16 protein-coding genes and 1 pseudogene are annotated in these 16,721 nt (G+C 48.6%); 10 read left to right on the forward strand and 7 right to left on the reverse strand.

Annotation, left to right across the window (positions count from 1 at the left end; all coding sequences use genetic code 11):
* The first annotated feature begins 63 nt into the window (after positions 1–63).
* The 4 genes from H6G50_RS12680 to H6G50_RS12700 all read left to right on the forward strand — a co-directional run bounded on the left by H6G50_RS12680 (position 64) and on the right by H6G50_RS12700 (position 3,254).
* The gene (locus H6G50_RS12680) at positions 64–987 is read left to right on the forward strand and encodes a hypothetical protein (RefSeq protein WP_190716765.1); all 924 of its coding nucleotides are present in this window, start codon (positions 64–66) and stop codon (positions 985–987) included.
* A gap of 587 nt (positions 988–1,574) precedes the next feature.
* Entirely contained in the window at positions 1,575–1,862 is a 288-nt protein-coding gene (locus H6G50_RS12690) for a hypothetical protein (protein ID WP_190716769.1), read from the forward strand.
* Between the two features lie 21 nt (positions 1,863–1,883).
* Positions 1,884–2,285, forward strand: a complete 402-nt coding sequence (locus H6G50_RS12695) for a PIN domain-containing protein (protein WP_190716771.1) — start codon at positions 1,884–1,886, stop codon at positions 2,283–2,285.
* 291 nt (positions 2,286–2,576) lie between these two features.
* The gene (locus tag H6G50_RS12700) at positions 2,577–3,254 is read left to right on the forward strand and encodes a DUF4145 domain-containing protein (protein WP_190716773.1); all 678 of its coding nucleotides are present in this window, start codon (positions 2,577–2,579) and stop codon (positions 3,252–3,254) included.
* 39 nt (positions 3,255–3,293) lie between these two features.
* On the opposite strand, the gene H6G50_RS12705 is transcribed toward H6G50_RS12700, so the two are convergent.
* The 7 genes and pseudogenes from H6G50_RS12705 to H6G50_RS12730 all read right to left on the reverse strand — a co-directional run bounded on the left by H6G50_RS12705 (position 3,294) and on the right by H6G50_RS12730 (position 10,293).
* On the reverse strand, positions 3,294–3,746 hold the full coding sequence (locus H6G50_RS12705; RefSeq protein WP_190716775.1) for a hypothetical protein: 453 nt from the start codon (positions 3,744–3,746) through the stop codon (positions 3,294–3,296).
* A 49-nt stretch (positions 3,747–3,795) separates the two neighbouring features.
* Complete coding sequence (locus H6G50_RS24160) at positions 3,796–4,254, reverse strand: tetratricopeptide repeat protein (protein WP_347239932.1); 459 nt, start codon at positions 4,252–4,254, stop codon at positions 3,796–3,798.
* Between the two features lie 72 nt (positions 4,255–4,326).
* A pseudogene (dxr, locus tag H6G50_RS12710) lies at positions 4,327–5,478 on the reverse strand (1-deoxy-D-xylulose-5-phosphate reductoisomerase); the annotation flags it as partial.
* Positions 5,479–5,557: 79 nt separating this feature from the next.
* Positions 5,558–6,733 carry an RNA-guided endonuclease TnpB family protein gene (locus H6G50_RS12715; RefSeq protein WP_190716779.1) on the reverse strand — a complete coding sequence of 392 codons (1,176 nt, stop codon included), beginning with the start codon at positions 6,731–6,733 and terminating at the stop codon, positions 5,558–5,560.
* A gap of 242 nt (positions 6,734–6,975) precedes the next feature.
* Positions 6,976–7,386: a CAAD domain-containing protein gene (locus H6G50_RS12720; protein WP_190716781.1), complete on the reverse strand. Its 411-nt coding sequence runs from the start codon at positions 7,384–7,386 to the stop codon at positions 6,976–6,978.
* Between the two features lie 440 nt (positions 7,387–7,826).
* Positions 7,827–8,780: a tetratricopeptide repeat protein gene (locus H6G50_RS12725; protein ID WP_190716783.1), complete on the reverse strand. Its 954-nt coding sequence runs from the start codon at positions 8,778–8,780 to the stop codon at positions 7,827–7,829.
* Between the two features lie 220 nt (positions 8,781–9,000).
* On the reverse strand, positions 9,001–10,293 hold the full coding sequence (locus H6G50_RS12730; protein WP_190716786.1) for a pentapeptide repeat-containing protein: 1,293 nt from the start codon (positions 10,291–10,293) through the stop codon (positions 9,001–9,003).
* A gap of 170 nt (positions 10,294–10,463) precedes the next feature.
* Between H6G50_RS12730 and upp the strand changes: the two genes are divergently transcribed.
* The 6 genes from upp (at position 10,464) to rdgB (ending at position 16,706) form a co-directional block, all read left to right on the forward strand.
* Positions 10,464–11,114, forward strand: coding sequence for a uracil phosphoribosyltransferase (gene upp, locus H6G50_RS12735; protein ID WP_190716788.1), 651 nt, complete (start codon positions 10,464–10,466; stop codon positions 11,112–11,114).
* A gap of 68 nt (positions 11,115–11,182) precedes the next feature.
* Complete coding sequence (locus H6G50_RS12740) at positions 11,183–11,503, forward strand: hypothetical protein (protein WP_242032807.1); 321 nt, start codon at positions 11,183–11,185, stop codon at positions 11,501–11,503.
* Between the two features lie 270 nt (positions 11,504–11,773).
* A complete protein-coding gene (locus H6G50_RS12745; protein ID WP_190716789.1) occupies positions 11,774–12,064 on the forward strand; it encodes a YggT family protein in 291 nt (96 codons plus the stop codon).
* A gap of 148 nt (positions 12,065–12,212) precedes the next feature.
* A complete protein-coding gene (locus tag H6G50_RS12750) occupies positions 12,213–14,273 on the forward strand; it encodes a S41 family peptidase (protein WP_190716791.1) in 2,061 nt (686 codons plus the stop codon).
* A gap of 56 nt (positions 14,274–14,329) precedes the next feature.
* Positions 14,330–15,772: a phosphoglucomutase/phosphomannomutase family protein gene (locus tag H6G50_RS12755; protein ID WP_190716793.1), complete on the forward strand. Its 1,443-nt coding sequence runs from the start codon at positions 14,330–14,332 to the stop codon at positions 15,770–15,772.
* A 361-nt stretch (positions 15,773–16,133) separates the two neighbouring features.
* Complete coding sequence (rdgB, locus tag H6G50_RS12760; protein WP_190716795.1) at positions 16,134–16,706, forward strand: RdgB/HAM1 family non-canonical purine NTP pyrophosphatase; 573 nt, start codon at positions 16,134–16,136, stop codon at positions 16,704–16,706.
* Positions 16,707–16,721: the final 15 nt, after the last annotated feature.

Genomic DNA, 16,721 nt, shown 5'->3' on the forward strand with positions numbered 1-16,721 from the left:
TGCGTTGGTGCTGACGGTACAGTAGTTGGGCTGCAAAGTAAAATATAATCTTTTAGATTTGATATGAACAGAATTGAATTTTTGCGCTTTCGCCGATCTTATGATCGAGTATTACGCCAGGTTCTATTAGACCTTGAATTTTTTATCGAAGATCTAGTTGGAATTAGTGTTTATGCGGTCACACATCGGTTAAAGACTTTTGAAAGCGCTCTTGAAAAATCAAAGAGGCTCAAGCTGAAAATTGATGAAATGCAAGACATCGCTGGCATTAGGATTGTTGTAGCAACTTCAGATGAAGTAGAAGTTCTTGCTCGCTTTTTCTCTAGAAAGGCTGATTCAAAAGACCTCACTATCAAATCAGATAAAGTAATTGCTAAAAAAGATGGGTATCGGGCAAGGCATTTAATCTTAGAGTTCTCAGGGCATTATTCGAGGTCGATGTACCCAGCTTTTGTAGAGGTTCAAATTCTTACTCTTCTGCAAAGTACTTTCAACTATATTTCAAGAGCTTGGATATATAAAGCCGATCGTGCATTAACGGAGGAGTGGTACTCAAGTTTCCAAAAAATGTCTAGCGATTTGGCGGAAATCGATCAAAGAATTGCTCATTTACAAAAACAAGTTGTTGAGTCTTCTGTATCTTCAGCGCCAAACGATCCTCTCACTCCTTTTTCTTACCAGCAAATCGTTACTGAGATTTTCGGAGAGACTATTCAAATAAATGATGCAGTAGATGTTGTACAAATGTTGATTGATGTTGGGTGCGACACGAACGGGAAGTTGCAGAATTTCTTTAGGAGAGATGACATCCTAAACTTGCGTGAACAGATTACTATGATAGATTCAGAAGCTGGACAAGCTTTTGCAAAGCTTATAGTTGGTATGCCAATTAATAGCTTTTATGTAATGTTTGGTCTTCGATTTGATTCGACCAAAGAATTGATTCAAATGTTTAATCAGGTGAAGCCGAAGGATGAAAACTCTTAATAATAATGCTAATACAGCCTAACAACGCCCATGTACACCGACCGCCGAGAGTTGATCGGTTGTGAAGCATAAGGTTATCTGCGGCGGGTGATGGGCAACGTTACAAGGAAAAGTGAATAAACATTGATGAAGTCACTTCGAGTTCATAATGTAACATCAATAACTTATCTTCAATTTAAAATTACCATCGCTTATTCCTGTCTTTGATTATTAGTAAACTTAGCCTAATATTGCTTCTCTCTGTCTCTTTCACAAATTCTCTTATGATTCCCACTTATCCACTCAGAAATTTTCAGTGAAGATATTGCAACGTTGTTCTGGTTCTGCTGCTGTTCCTGAGCCTAGCTCTATGCTTGGATTGGGCATTATGGCATTGGGTGGAGCCATGCTCAAACAGCGCACCAAGCGTAAAGCTCTCCAATAGTTTGAGTAAGCTAATTTGAGTAAGCTAAGCAGTCAGATACCAACAAAGCAATGGGCAGCAGATTGTCTTCACTGCCCGTTGCTTGGTTAAATACCCTCATGATTTCCAAGTCACTGGCTTTAGATTAGTTACAATTAGATGGCAGTTGTATTCCTAAGCCCTTATGAGCCAAAGCTTGACTTTAGAACTTAGCGAACAGGTATTTGTGGCAATTCAGCGACAAGCCCAAGCGATTGGGCTTTCTCCAGCGCAGTTAGCCACTACCTTGTTAGAGCGGCAGTTCACACAAGCGTTCAAACTGCTTTTGAATGACTCCGAGCAAAATGCAGCACGGGCGAGGTTTGAGCGTCACTTCGGGGCGTTGGCACTAGGCAACTCTACCGATTTAGATAACGAGAGCATTGATGCCGATCTAGTGAGGGAGTATGGCAGCACTCATGAGGGAGAATAATGCTCCTCATGAGGGAGAATAATGCTCCTCGATACCTCTGGGTTACTCTGTCTACATTTCTCTACTGAGCCGCTGCATACTCAAGCTTGCATTGAGTATCAAAAAGCGACCATGCGGTTGACTCACAATTATGTTATTGCGGAGTATGTTGCCCTGGCTAATGCCCGACGATTTCCTCGTGCATCAGTTCTTGATTTTGTTGTCGATCTGCTAAGCAACCCGGATATTGAGGTTGTATGGGTTGATGAGTCAATCCACCGAGCCGCTGTTGAATTGCTAACCCTACGGCAAGACAAGACTTACTCACTCTGCGATGCGGTCAGTTTTGTTTTGATGCGTCAACGGGAAGTTTCTGAAGCATTGACTACCGATCGACATTTTGAGCAAGAAGGATTTGTGCGATTGTTAAAGCTAACCAGCTAACAACCCAGCATTTTCAGCTTTTGTTGATAGGATTGACAGGAATTGTCCCCATCCAGCATCGTGAGAGGTGCGGGCGGAAGCTTGAGAGGGCGCGATTATTTGGGACTGACGGGCTATCCGCTTGCCAATCGGGCAACCATCTTCAATCTTAGGTAGGAACGGTACTCAAAACTTACTTGTCATCAGGAAAATAAATGTTAAGTTAGTGCTGTCTACTGAGAACACTACAGGCTAGCAATGTACGACATTGAGGTTGAGTCAAGTCGAGAGTTCTGCAATTGTGGCAGTGTAATGAAATGTGAAAGAGCTTTTTCGCATCGCTGGTACGATAACGAAGAAAACTCGTATTACACAATTCAGGTCTTTAAAATTCTGACTTGTTTGACCTGTCGTTCTGTAACAGTGCTTCTTTACACTGCGGGAGGTATTGAAGAGGAAGATGAGCAGTGGGCGGAGGCGAACCCAAACGAGCCACAGTTCCGCTATTATGGGCGGTCTGTTTTATATGCTCCGGCAAGACAGTTACATGGTTCAATTCCTCGGTCTATTTCTGAGGTGGTTAAGCAGGCTGAAGCGGTTCTTGCAAGATCGCCACGAGCAAGCTTCATCTTGTGCAGAGCGGTGTTAGAAGAAATTTGCAATGACTTTAAAATACCTACTGAAAGCACAAACAATAAAGGCAAAAGCTATTTCAGAAAGCTACATGACAGGCTCTCCCAATTGTTTGAACAGGAGCAAATGTTAGAAGAATTACAAACAATCATCAATGGTATAAAGGATCTTGGTAATGAGGGCGCACATTCAGATCATCTTGCTTTTGCAAAACAAATGAAAGCACAAGATGCAGAAAATTTACTCACTTTAGTAAATTATGTTCTTGAGAGGTTATATGTTGATAGATATCGTCAGCAAGAAGCTGCGGAAACATTGAAAGAGTTAAAGAGTAAAATACCGTTATTGGAACAGTGAACATCGGCATAACAACCCTAGTCTCCCTTGCTCGCAATTTTATTTCCTCTCCCGCGCTAATTTCCTGGCTTTAATCGCTTCTAATTGTTGCTTGATTTGCGCAATCGCGTCGGGATTGTCGCTTTGAGCGTATAATTCGCTCGCCCGCACTAAATTGACCGCTGCATCGTCATCTTGCCGCAGGTTCGCCCAACAAAGACCGCGATTATGGTAGGCTTCGGGCAGGTCTTCTAATTGTCCGATCGCTTGGGTGAAGCGATCGCGCGCTTGCTGGTAATTGCCCCGATTAAAGGCTTCGCAGCCCTTCTCAAAGCTCTCTTTCGCTTTATTTCCGGTGCGATCGGCTTCTAGCGCGGTTGCGAGGGGAACTGCTTCGGCGAACAAAACTGCCGTACTGCCGCTGCCGCGATACGCCCACAGCATAATGCCAATCCCCAACCCCGCAACCAGGGAGACGGCTACTGCCCAAATTACAAAGCGATCGAGTTCCATTCTTCCGATAATCCCCGTTTTTTATTGACAATCTTACGTCTTTATGGTATCACCGAAAAAACTGGACGCGATCTTTGAGATCGTCCACGTAGCGAACCGCTTTTTGGTAGCTGTCGGTATCGCCGCTTTCGAGGAATAGGTTGATTGCCACATTGCCGTCAGAGATCGCTTGTTGGGTTTTCCCTATGCGGCTGTAAGTTTGCGCCCGGTGGTAGTAAGCGGCGGCACAGTTGGCATCTAATTGAATCGCGCGCTCGAAATCTGCGATCGCGCCTTGATAATCATTGAGTTTTAAACGCGCTTTACCGCGTTGATAAAAAGCTTGGGGCTGACCGAGATCGCAGCGAATCGATTCAGTATAATCCGAGATTGCCCCGCGATCGTCGCCCATCATTGCCCGGACTAAACCGCGACTGAGGTAAGCCGCCCCAGAACTCGGATTTTCCTTCAATTCCTCGTTTAAAGCGCGAATTGCGCCGGGATAATCTCCCTTTTCCGCCCGTTCTATGCCGAGGGTGCGAAAGCTTTTCTCAGCTTCTGCGGCAACTGTTACCGTTGAGGAGTTACCGAGAAGTTTATGAGCGGAAAGAACTTCTTGGCGCGCCCAGCGATCCGCCGCTAAGATATCATCAAGCGTCGGTTGTTGCACATTTTGAGCAGAAAAGCGATCGCAGGCATATTCAATACAACGCGCGATATCCAAATAGCCGATTTTTTCCTCTAAAAATAACTCCACCGCTTGTTCGTTAGCAGCGTTCAGCACGGCTGGCATCGCCCCGCCCGCGCGTCCGGCGGCGTAAGCGAGATCCATACAGGGATATTTCGCGCGATCGGGTTCCTTAAAGGTTAAATTGCCCGCTTTCACCAAATCCAGCGATTCCCAATCGGTATAAATTCGTTCCGGCCAAGAAAGCGCATAAAGTAGAGGCAAGCGCATATCCGGCCAACCTAACTGCGCCAAAACCGAGGTATCTTCTAACTCAATTAAGGAGTGAATAATGCTTTGCGGATGCACGACGATATCGATTTTGTCGTAATCCACGCCGAACAGGAAGTGCGCCTCAATCACTTCCAATCCTTTATTCATTAACGTCGCCGAATCGATGGTAATTTTGCGTCCCATCGACCAATTCGGGTGTTTGAGGGCATCTTCTACCTTGACCCCTGCCAGCTTTTCGACGGGCAAATCGCGGAACGCCCCCCCGGAAGCGGTGAGGAGGATGCGGCGCAAACCGCCTTCGGGAACGCCCTGCAAGCATTGAAAAATCGCGGAATGTTCCGAGTCGGCGGGGAGGAGTTTAACGCCGTGCTTTTGAACCAGGGGTAGCACGACGGGGCCGCCAGCAATTAACGTTTCTTTATTAGCGAGGGCGATATCTTTCCCGGCTTCGATCGCGGCTAGCGTCGGTAAAAGTCCCGCACAGCCGACGATCCCCGTGACCACGCTTTGGGAATCGCCGTAACGCGCCACTTCCACCACACCTTCATCGCCCGCCAGGAGAACGGGGGGATTGGGAAACGACGCGATCGCATCCTTCAATTCAGCCAACTTACTTTCATCGCCAATCGCCGCGACTTCCGGCTGAAATTGACGAATTTGTTCGGCAAAAAGCGACACATTTTGTCGGGCTGCCAATCCGACGACTCGAAACTTATCGGGATGATGGGTAACGATATCGAGAGTTTGCGTGCCGATCGAACCAGTCGAACCGAGAATAGAGATCGCTTTCACGGAATTTTAACCTTTGCTTTAGAATCGCCTTCCCTCCACTTTGACACTCCCCGCACTCTCTGTAACGGGGATTCCTGATTCAGCGAGACAACTTACTAAATAGACTTACATCTACTTGGCAGAGGTCGAACTCTCCCCAGGCGTTAATTTGGGTATGCCCTACCCTATTTATGCCTCTAGCTAAGATATTCAATGCCGCATTGTGGTCGCGGTCTAGTACAGTGCCACAATGCCCGCAGCAATGAGTACGTTGACTCAATGTTTTAACAACTTGCTTACCGCAGTTTGAACAATTCTGACTTGTATATTGGGGAGGTACTGCAACAGTAACTTTGCCAAATACCTTACCAAAATACTCAACCCATTGCCGGAACATTGACCAACTCGCATCGTTGATAGACTTAGCTAATTTATGATTCTTTACCATGTTCCGCACTTGCAAATCCTCGTAGGCAATCAGGTCGTTAGACCGAACTACGCACCTTGCCGTCTTAACGGCAAAGTCTTTACGCTGCCTGCTTACTTGCAAGTGCTTCTTGGCTAAGCGCTTAATTGCTTTTTTGCGGTTAGCCGATCCTTTCTTCCGCTTAGAAACCTGGCGTTGTAACTTTTTGAGTTGACGTTCCGATTTTCTAAGGTATTTAGGATTCTCGACAACTTCACCATTGCTATCGGTATAGAAATGATTGAGTCCAACATCTAGCCCGATAGTGGTTTTCGAGGGTTCAATCTCTTCTGTTCGCTCAACATCGACGCAGAACTGAGCATAGTAACCATCAGCCCGTTTTACGAGTCTGATACGCTTAATCCGCTCGATCTGGTAGAAGCTTAAATCGCGCGAACCGATTAATTTGAGCCTGCCAATCTTGAAGCCATCGGTCAAAGTTAGGGATTTCCGATCGTCGCTAAGCTTCCATCCTGAAGTTTTATATTCGACAGAGTGACCGCGCTTTTTGAATCTCGGAAAGCCCTTTTTACCGGGTACTTTCTTCTGGCAATTCTCAAAGAATCGACTAATGGCAGACCACGCTCTTTCTGCACTGGCTTGTCTTGCTTGAGAATTTAACTTTTTAGCAAACTCAAACTCTTTTGCAAGTACAGCGCAGTATTTGTTGAGGTCGTATTTATCGCTCCCTTTTACATCCATCCATAGCCTCAAAGCCTTATTGCGGACAAACAAAGCAGTACGAATCGCCTCGTCTATGAGGTCGTACTGCTCTGTCTTTCCTTTTAGCTGGGCTTTGAGTATTAGCATGGATTGGGTCAGTCTTATGCTGGATATTCTAGCAGAGAATGTTAGCTTAAAACTTTCGGTTTTCGCTCTCCAGGAGTGACTATTAAGCGTTATTGACGCGGGCAAAAGCCCGCGCCATTTTGAGGTTCAGGGGTAACAATCCTTCTCGTTTTTCTCCAAAGGCACTGTTGAGGATCGCAGCGATTTGGCAGTCGCGTCCGCGATCTAAGAAGGAAGCCCTAAATTTTTAACGCGATCGCAATTTAAGAATCCGAGCCAAGCACTTGTGTTTTCAGCTTATTGACTTCTGCTACTAACTCTTGGCGATCCGCAGCTTTAAGCAGGTAGCGGTAGACAAACCAGCCCGTATAACCCAAGCCCACTAATTCTAAGCCGGGAGCGAGGAGCGGAATATCGTTAATGGCATCGAGTAAGGCTAACGTTACCTTAACGGTAATGATGCCTGCAATAAATAATCCCAGTGTTAAGAGCGGTTGTTTGTAATCCGAGAAAAATCTCGCAATGTAATTCGGTAATTGTGACGTAAATTCGCTGACAGTTTCAGCCCATTCTTGCCAAGCCGGCTCGCTTGCAGGGTAGGCAATTTGACCTGCGGGTTCGGTTTTAATCCCCACGGGCGATTGTTCTACGGTTTTGATTTCTGGCTCTTGCATGGTTTCAATCTCCTGATTGAGTCAATGATGAGATACTATTCGTCGAATCGACAACCGCACTTGGGGCGTAGACTGACTGATTGACATCTGCCCATCTTATCAGCGACTTTCATTTTTTGACATCCTCCCCGTAGCAATCCTTTAACGATTCGTAAGGGTACTCCGATGGTCATACCCATTAAAAATTAAAAATTAAAAATTAAAAATGAAGAAACCTAGATATATTAGGGGTTTCAGCCTCAATATCTGTCGTCCGAACTTGGAGAATTGGGATCGGCAGGGGTAGAACGCGATCGCGATATAGTGGGCTGCCGAAAATGTTGTAGCACAAAAGTGCGGAATTGAAAACTGGGGGGACGGGGAGATGGGGAGAAAAATTTGACCCCTAATTTTAAGTTTGTCAAGGTACTAAGGGCAATTTCTCCACTCGCTCGAGCGACTCAAGACTCGTAATCCAGGATTTTGGCATAGTCACCCAGAGCGTAACAAGCCATACGCAAACTGCGTAACGTTTCTTCTTCGACGCGGGCATCGTGAAGCGCCCTCGCTAGCGTCAAACGCTGTTCGTAGAAGGAAATGGCGCGCGCGTAGTCGCCAATCGCATCGCAAATAATCCCCAAGCTAGCGAGGGCCTGTTCTTGGGCGCGAGTATCCCCACAAAGATAAGCATTATTTAAGCGTTCTTGCCCGTAGGAGATTGCCCGCTCGTAATCGCCTTGGGTGTAACAAGCATTGCTCAAATTGCGTAAAATTTGCATTTGACTTTGACTATCCTCGAGGCGTTGCGCGATCGCCAAACGCTTTTCGTAATAATCGATCGCGCCGTCGTAATTTCCCAAAGCATAGTAGGCATTGCCTAAATTTTTAAGAATTTGGGCTTCTGTTTTCGCGTCTTTGAGGTTTTGGGCGAGTTGCAAACTTTGTTCTTGAGCCGCGATCGCCTCTGTATAATCGCCTCGAGCCTTATAAGCCAAACCCAAGTTATTGTAGGCAGCAATTTGCCCGGTAATATCCTTCTCCTGTTGCAGGAGCAATAACCCTTCTTGCTGATATTGCAGGGCTTCGTGATAATCTTTGAGGTGGCGATAGGCATTCGCGATATTACCGAGAAGTTGCCCCTCCAAACGTCTATCTTGCAGTTCTCGAGCAAGGGCTAAACTCTGACGAGTGTAAGCGATCGCTTGCGGGTAGTCCCCCGAACTGTAGGAGTTGAGTCCGAGGCAACAGAACGAGCGAGCCATTCCTAAGCGATCGTTCGCTGCTTTATAAGCGCGTAAGGCTTTTTGAAAACTCTCGTGCGCGGCATCAAAATCTCCCTGATTCTGCTGCCGAATGCCATCATCTAGCAAGCGTCTTTGACTGCTATTCGGATATGAGGAAGCAATTTGACTCATGAGTCGCGAGCGGATTATCGGGTATATTCGGTGCGCTGGCTTTCGGAACGGGGGAAAATATCTTCCTTCGGCAATTGGGAGGGAAGCAAGCGAAATTCCACTTTTTAGAATCCTGCGTTCCTTGACGGATATGGGGAATTTTCGGTTCGTTCGGACTTATTATTCCCTGACTAAATTATAAAGTTTCTGTAAAGCCCTAAAAAATTCAGAACTTTCCTAATTACTCTTTATCTCTTGCTACTCTTTTTTGCTGCGATCTTAAGCGATAAGTATCGATCCCGATCGCGCCCTTAAAATTCGTTTGAGCGATATTTGCCTGAGTCAAGTTGACTCCAGCCAAAAAAGCACCCTCTAAATTTACTTCACTGAGATTAACCGCCGTCAGGTTGGCTTCTCCTAAATTACTCGCTCTCAAGTCACAACCTGTTAAATTACTGTACAACAAGTTCGCTCTAACCAGTTGTGCCTCAATCAGATTGGCGTTTTCTAAGTTTACACCAATTGCGCTGACCCCATTAAGATTTGCGGCGCGCAAGTTAGCTTCTGAGAGTGCGGCTCCATTAAGGGTACTCTCTGTCAAGATGGCGCTGTGCAGGTAGGCAAAGGGCAGGAGCGCGCCCGTCAGATTCGCCCGGGTTAAATTCGCGATCGCAAACTTCCCATTCGTTAAATTTGCCCCGGTTAAATTCGCCCCAGTTAAATTCGCTCGATTAAAACCGCCATTTTTCACCATCGCCTCGGTTAAGTTCGCCCCGCTCAAATTCGCCGTATAAAACCCCGCTCCTTGCAGCCTCGCCCGCGTTAAATTCGCTCCTGACAGATTCGCTCCCGCAAAATTCGTATCGACTAACTTCGCTTCCGTTAAATCCGCACCGCTCAAAGTCGCACCGTCTAAATTCGCAACTTCCAACACTGCCTCCCGGAGATTAGCGCCGCTCAAATTCGCTCCCGGCAATTTGGCTAAGTTCATCGTAGCTTGCTGCAAATTCGCTCCCGATAGCACGGCTAGGGATAAATTTGTCTCCGCTAGCGTCGCTTGCTGTAAATTCGCCTTACTCAAATTTGTATTTCTTAAATCTGCGGCCGTTAAATCCGCACTTTCGAGACTCGCTCCTCGTAAATTGGCTCCCGACAAATTTGCGCTCTGCAATCTGGCACTATCGAGATTGGCAATAATCTTTTTATCTTCCTGTTGGCGCAACCCGAAATCGGCTCGTTGCAAGTTTGCGCGATCGAGATTTGCAAAAGTTAATTGTCCCCCCACCAACTTAGCATCGCTCAAATCTGCCCCATTCAAGTTCGCCCCACTCAAGTTCGCCCCGCTCAAATCTGCCCCATTCAAATTCGCCCCGCTCAAATTCGCCCGCCCTAGCTGCGCCTCTGTTAAATCGCACTTGGGACACTCGTTTTTCTGGAGGAGGCGTTCGACATCTTGGGGGTTAGCCGCACGAGTTGGCAGCGCGAAACTTAGCGTTGCTAGCCAGAATATTAATAAAAATAATTTGAAATTCATAGATTAAATGCTGAATGTTGAACTCTGAAGAGCGCCCCTCTCCCTAACTCTTGACAGAGGGGAGGTTTTGCACGACCGTTAAGTTAAAGAGATTGAGGAATTCCGCCCGAAGCTCGACATTTCTGTAGAGCAGCAATCCGTCATCTATAAATCCATAGTATTTCCCAGCCATGACTTCTCAACTGCGCATTTACGTGCCAGATCACCCCTTAATTAAACATTGGCTTGCGGTAGCCCGCGATCGCGATACGCCTTCAGTTCTCTTTCGCAGCGCGATGGTAGAGCTAGGGCGCTGGTTGACTTACGAAGCAAGTCGCTCCTGGCTGCCCGTGGAAGAAACAACCGTGTACACCCCGCTAGCAGAAACCGCAGCAACAGTTATCGATCCCAGAGTACCAACGGCGATTGTCCCCATTTTACGCGCGGGCTTAGCTTTAATCGAAGGCGCTCAGAGCGTGATGCCTTTAGCCTCGATTTACCATCTCGGATTGGTTCGCGATGAAGAAACCCTAGAGCCAAGCTGCTACCTCAATAAACTGCCCGATCGCTTTGACGCAGGAACTCGGATTTTGATTCTCGAGCCGATGCTGGCTACCGGCGGTTCGATTGCAGCGGCGATGGAAGCAATTGTCGCACGAGGCGGCGATCCGGCTTCGATTCGCATTATCTCAATTGTTGCTGCCCCGCCCGCTTTGCAAAAGCTCAGTCAAAAGTATCCTCAATTGAATATTTACAGCGCCATCATTGACGAAGGGGTAAACGAGAAAGGCTATATTGTTCCGGGTTTGGGCGATGCGGGCGATCGCGCTTTTGGAACTTAAGCTGGCGATGAGTGCATAAAACTTGCGTCAGTCCTTGAGATAACGTAGAAGAATAGCGATTTTGAAAAATGAGTCAAATTTTAGAGCTTATGAGTCAACGCGATGGGTTTGGGAATGGATTTTTACTCGGAGCGGTTGTCGGCGGTTTAGTCGGCGGCTTAGTTGGCGCGATCGCAACTTCGCGACGACAGGACACCTCCGAGCGCGAAAGCATCTTAGTTGAAGCAACGGAAGCGACTAACGACGAAACCGGCGGCATTGAAGGCACTCGTCGCAGTTTGGAAACAAAAATTGCTCAGTTGAATGCCGCCATTGATGACGTGCGGCAACAATTGAACTCTGTCAACCGCAATGGGACTGAATTGGAGCGGGAGTATCGAGAGCGATGATTAAGAATGGATAATGGATAACGAATGGCGATTGCTTTATCGTTGACATTTTGCAAAAATTTTGATATGGGCAACTGCTTTGACATAAGAGAATTTTTAGACTTGCCATTCCCCATCGCTGACGGGAGGAGGCTCGCTCCAATACGCTCGTAGCATCTTCGCCCGAGACGCGATCGATTTCCCGCGCACCCGTAAGATCGATTTGATACAATCAAACCATCGAATTGCTCCCACTTTTACTTTTACAAGGTCATAACCGTTTAAACCGCGATGATTGCAAACGAGGCTTCTGTGTTACTAATCAATACCTTAATTCAATTTCTAGCGCTCTACCAGTTAGTCTTAATCGTGCGAATTTTACTAACTTGGTTTCAAACGATGGAATGGGCGAATCAAATTGCTTCTTTCCTCAGCCCGATTACCGATCCGTTCCTCAATCTCTTCCGCTCCTTTATTCCGCCACTGGGAGGTCTTGATTTATCGCCCATGCTCGCTTTCTTTGCAATTTATATCCTTCAACAAGTGCTAACTCAAGTGGGAAGTGCCGCACTAAGTTATTAAAAACTCGTGCGGGTTTGCACCAATATAAAGGGGTTTAGGCGATCGCGAATCTGACCCCTTTTTTTTATGCGCAAAGCAGCGAGAATTCAGAGTTGAAAGTGGGAAAAATAGGGAAATAGAACTGCACGAACCTCAAAACCTAGGAGCGATGAGCATCCAACGAAAAACTCGAATCGGATACATAAAACTCAGTTTGGCGCTCTGCTCGTTCCTTTCTCCCCCAGTCTCCGCCCAATCCTTCCCACCCGCAACGCTAGCACGCGAAGGGAGCGGCCCGATCCGCTTAGTCGGGCAGGGCGATTGGAGCAGCCTAGAAATCCCAATTCAGTACGACAATCCAGCCGTCGTACTCCTCGATCGCGGTGCAACCTTAGTCCGGCGCGATGGCAGCTATACCGCCCCAAAATCGGGACAAATTTTTGGGAAATTAACCTCCGATGTTTTGACTTCCCCCTTCACCTACTCTCTCGATTTACCGCCCGTTCCCACCGGCCAATACTACGATGTCGATAACAACGGCAAACCCGATCCCGGCGTACAAATTTGGGCGGTGACGCTCGCCAATAACGCCATCCTCACCCCCGACGAACCCTACCTTTCCCCCGTCGAACAATTAACCCAACTCTCCGTTCCCATCGATTCTCTGCTCGTAACACCGCCAACCGGCAAAGATAGCCTCGCTGAAACCTGCGGTGGGACGCTCTTAGTTTACGCAGCAGAAGCAGGACAGGGCTTTCCGTCAGGATTTGGGGCGGACGGGAAGTTATTTACCGCAGACGATCCGATCGCAGCCCTACCTCAAGGCTATACCGTCGTGCGCTTAAAGCGAGAAGGCTTTCAATTCGATCGCTCCCGAGAGGCAATTGTCTTTTTAAGGGAGCGCCCGGAAGATGGGACAACGGATTTCTCCCAACTCAGCTATACAGCTTCCTTCGATGCGCTGATCGACTTGCTGAAAAAGCGCTACGCTTATACCGAGTTGCGCGGCATCGATTGGGACGCTTGGCGCAAGCAGTACCGCCCCCAAATAGCCGCCGCCGAAAAACAGCGGGATGCTACCGCTTATTTTACCATTCTCGACGAAATCGCGCAGGCAATGCGAGATACTCACGTTCAGGTCTTAGGTGCTGCTGAAGTGATTGCACCCCGATTGCAAGCTCAATTAGCCGATTTTAACGGCTCATTCGGCATCGAAGCGGTCGAACTCGCCGACGGGCGGGTGCTGGTACAGCGGGTTATGCCCGGAAGTGCTGCCGATCGCGCTGGAATTGAACCCCTCAGCGAAATTATCGCTACGAATGGCATCGCGATCCGCGATCGCATCGCCCAACTCACTCAAACCTCTTTCGCCGCCACCCCAGAAACCCGCCGCTTAGATGCCGTAACGCGCGCGCTCCGCTTTCCAGCCCGCACCCCAGTTGCCCTACGCTACCGCACCCCAACCGGAACCCTCCAAGAAAAAACCCTAACCGCCGTCTGGCTTCCCTTACCCGAACCGCTAGACTTAGCTCGCATCTATCCCACCTCGCGCACGCTAGCGCGAGGGGGTAAGCAATATGGATACCTGCGCTGGACGAGCTTTCGCGATAGCAGCGAAGAAATCGCGCGCTTCAGATATTCCCTCAATCGATTCAAGCAAGCAGGCGTTTCCGGTTTGATTCTCGATTTGCGGGAAAATGAGGGCGGCAGCGTAGCGCTGTTAATGTCGCTGCTATCTTTCTTTTGGAGCGAGAACAAGCCCTTATTGCTCGATCGCACGATTAGCGAACGAGCCGATATCGCGACTGGCACCTTTATTCCCTACTCTTCTTTTGAAATTCCCGCTAATTTACCCATATTTTCCCCCACGCCGGATTCCTACTACGGCGGAAAAGTTGCCATCTTAGTAAGCGATAAATGCGTCAGTGCCTGCGAATTTTTTGCCGATTGGATGCAGCGCTACGGGCGAGGTGTCGCGATTGGCGCGCATTCCACCAGCGGAGCGGGCGGTTCTGTGGCTTGGGTTCCCCTCCCAGACGATACGATCTTTACCTACACTTATACTCGCGAACTCGATCGCCAGGGCCAGCCTTATATCGAAGGGCGAGGAGTGCAGCCCGAAGTGCGCGTGCCGATAACAGAGGAGTACGCGCGCGCGATCCTCGAGGGGAAGGATCCGCTCCTAGAAGCTGCGATCGACTACTTACAAGGGTCTGCGAGTCCGGAGTAGGAGGCGCGCTAGTATATGCTAAGTTGAGCTAGGAAATCCAAGGCAAGAGGTTTGTAATGGGAATTGCCGCGAATCAAATTAAATTTGGGACTGATGGGTGGCGGGGAGTAATTGCCGCCGATTTTACCTTTGAACGATTGACCATGTTAGCGACGCTAGCCGCAGAAGTGCTAGCCCAAAATTATGGCGATGTGGAGAATAATCGCTTAATTTTAATCGGTTACGATCGTCGCTTCATGGCTGAAGATTTTGCGCGGGCGGCAGCCGAAGCCGTGCAAGCGGCGGGTTACGATGTTAAGTTGGCTTCCGGTTATTCTCCTACGCCTGCCTTGAGTTGGGCGGCAAAAGCCCAAAAAGCGCTCGGTGCTTTAGTCATCACTGCCAGTCACAACCCGGCAAAATATTTGGGACTGAAGGTGAAAGGCGCATTTGGCGGTTCGGTGGCCCCCGAAATTACCCAGCAAATCGAAGCGCTGATTCCGCAAGGGCAGCGGGTAGCCGAAACGCCGGGGACGCTCGAAGAATTCGATCCTTGGGAGAGTTACTGCGAGGGATTGCGCGCTTGCGTGCGCGTGGAGCCGATTCGGGAGGCCATCGTTGCCGGAAAACTCAAGCTTTGGGTGGATGTGATGCACGGGGCGGCGGCGAGCGGCTTATCGCGCTTGTTAGGAACCCAAGTTGAGGAGTTAAACTGCGATCGGGATCCGCTGTTTGGTGGTGGCGCGCCGGAACCTTTACCTAAGTATATCCCGGAGCTTCTCGCGGTTGTTAAAGCCGCAGCAGAGCGGGGCGAGGGAGAAATGCGCGTTGGCTTGGTTTTTGATGGCGATTGCGATCGCATCGCAGCGGTAGACGGGCAAGGCAATTTCCTCAGTTCCCAAATCCTCATCCCGATCTTAATCGACCATCTCTCCCGCGCGCGAGGGATGACGGGAGAAGTTGTGAAAACCGTCAGCGGTTCCGACTTAATTCCTAAGTTGGCAGAGTTATACGAACTGCCCCTCTATCAAACGCCGATTGGTTATAAATATGTGGGCGATCGCATGATGGCTGTCCCTGCCCTCCTCGGCGGCGAAGAGTCCGGCGGTATCGGCTACGGACATCATATTCCCGAACGCGATGCCCTCCTTTCTGCCCTCTACGTTCTCGAAGCGGTGGTCGAGTCCGGTCGAGATTTAGGGGAATTTTATGCCCAGTTACAGGAGAAAGCGGGGTTTTTCTCGGATTACGATCGCATCGACCTGCCTTTAGCGGGAATGGACGTGCGACAGCGCTTGCTGGAGCGGTTGCAAAGCGAACCTCTGGTTGAAATTGCCGGACAGTCGGTGGTGGATTGTTTAACCGTCGATGGTTACAAATTCCGCCTCACCGATGGTAGCTGGCTATTGATTCGCTTCAGTGGCACCGAACCCGTTTTGCGCTTATACTGCGAGGCGGCAAATTTGGAGCGAGTCCGAGAAATTCTAGAATGGGCGCGGGATTGGGCAAATTCTGTTTAACAATTGGGAGAGAAAGGGGGAAAACCTAACGATTAAACCTAGGGTTTGACTCCTCAGTCAGATGCGACGTAATTTTAAATTTTTCCCCCTTCTTCAGCGATTGAAGAATTCACTTCAAACCGACTTTTCAATCTGCCATCCACAACTTACAATTGAAATATGCAAGATTGGCATATTGACATTTTAACCGCCTTAGCAGTGTAGTCACTCCTAAGCCTCGCGAATTAGGATTCGGTTAATCGACCAGCCGAACGGTTTCTGCTTTAGAGCAACTGCCCCGACTCGATTCGGAGATTCGGTCTTCACTTTCGCTCCACAGACTATTCCCGCAAGTCTTGCGGTTTTTAGACTTTTAATTACGATGAGAACGTTAATTGTTGCAAGTAGCAATCCCGGTAAAGTGCGCGAAATGGAGGCTTATTTAAGTCAGTTCGACTGGAAATGGGGCTTGATGCCGCCGGGATTGGAAATCGAGGAAACAGGAACGACCTTTGCCGAAAATGCTTGCTTGAAAGCGAGTGTTGTTGCGAAAGCGACGGGAGAATGGGCGATCGCGGACGATTCGGGCTTAGCGGTGGACGCGCTCGACGGCGCGCCCGGAATTTATTCCGCTCGCTATGCGGCAACCGATAGCGAGCGCATCGCCCGAGTTTTGTCCGAATTAGGAAACACCGATCGCCGCAGCGCCCAATTCGTGTGCGCGATCGCGATCGCCCGCCCCGACGGCTCAATTGCCCTCCAAACTGAAGGCATCTGCCCGGGAGAAATACTCCGGGAACCCCAAGGAACAGAAGGATTTGGCTACGATCCAATCTTTTACGTTCCGGAGTTGCAGATGACCTTTGCACAAATGCCCGCAGAAGTCAAGCACGAAATCAGTCACCGCGCTAGAGCTTTTGCTGTTTTACTCTCTCAACAGTCAGTCCTCGATTAACTTTTCCATCGACCG

The sequence above is a fragment of the Oscillatoria sp. FACHB-1406 genome, from assembly GCF_014698145.1.
Taxonomy (GTDB): domain Bacteria; phylum Cyanobacteriota; class Cyanobacteriia; order Cyanobacteriales; family Spirulinaceae; genus FACHB-1406.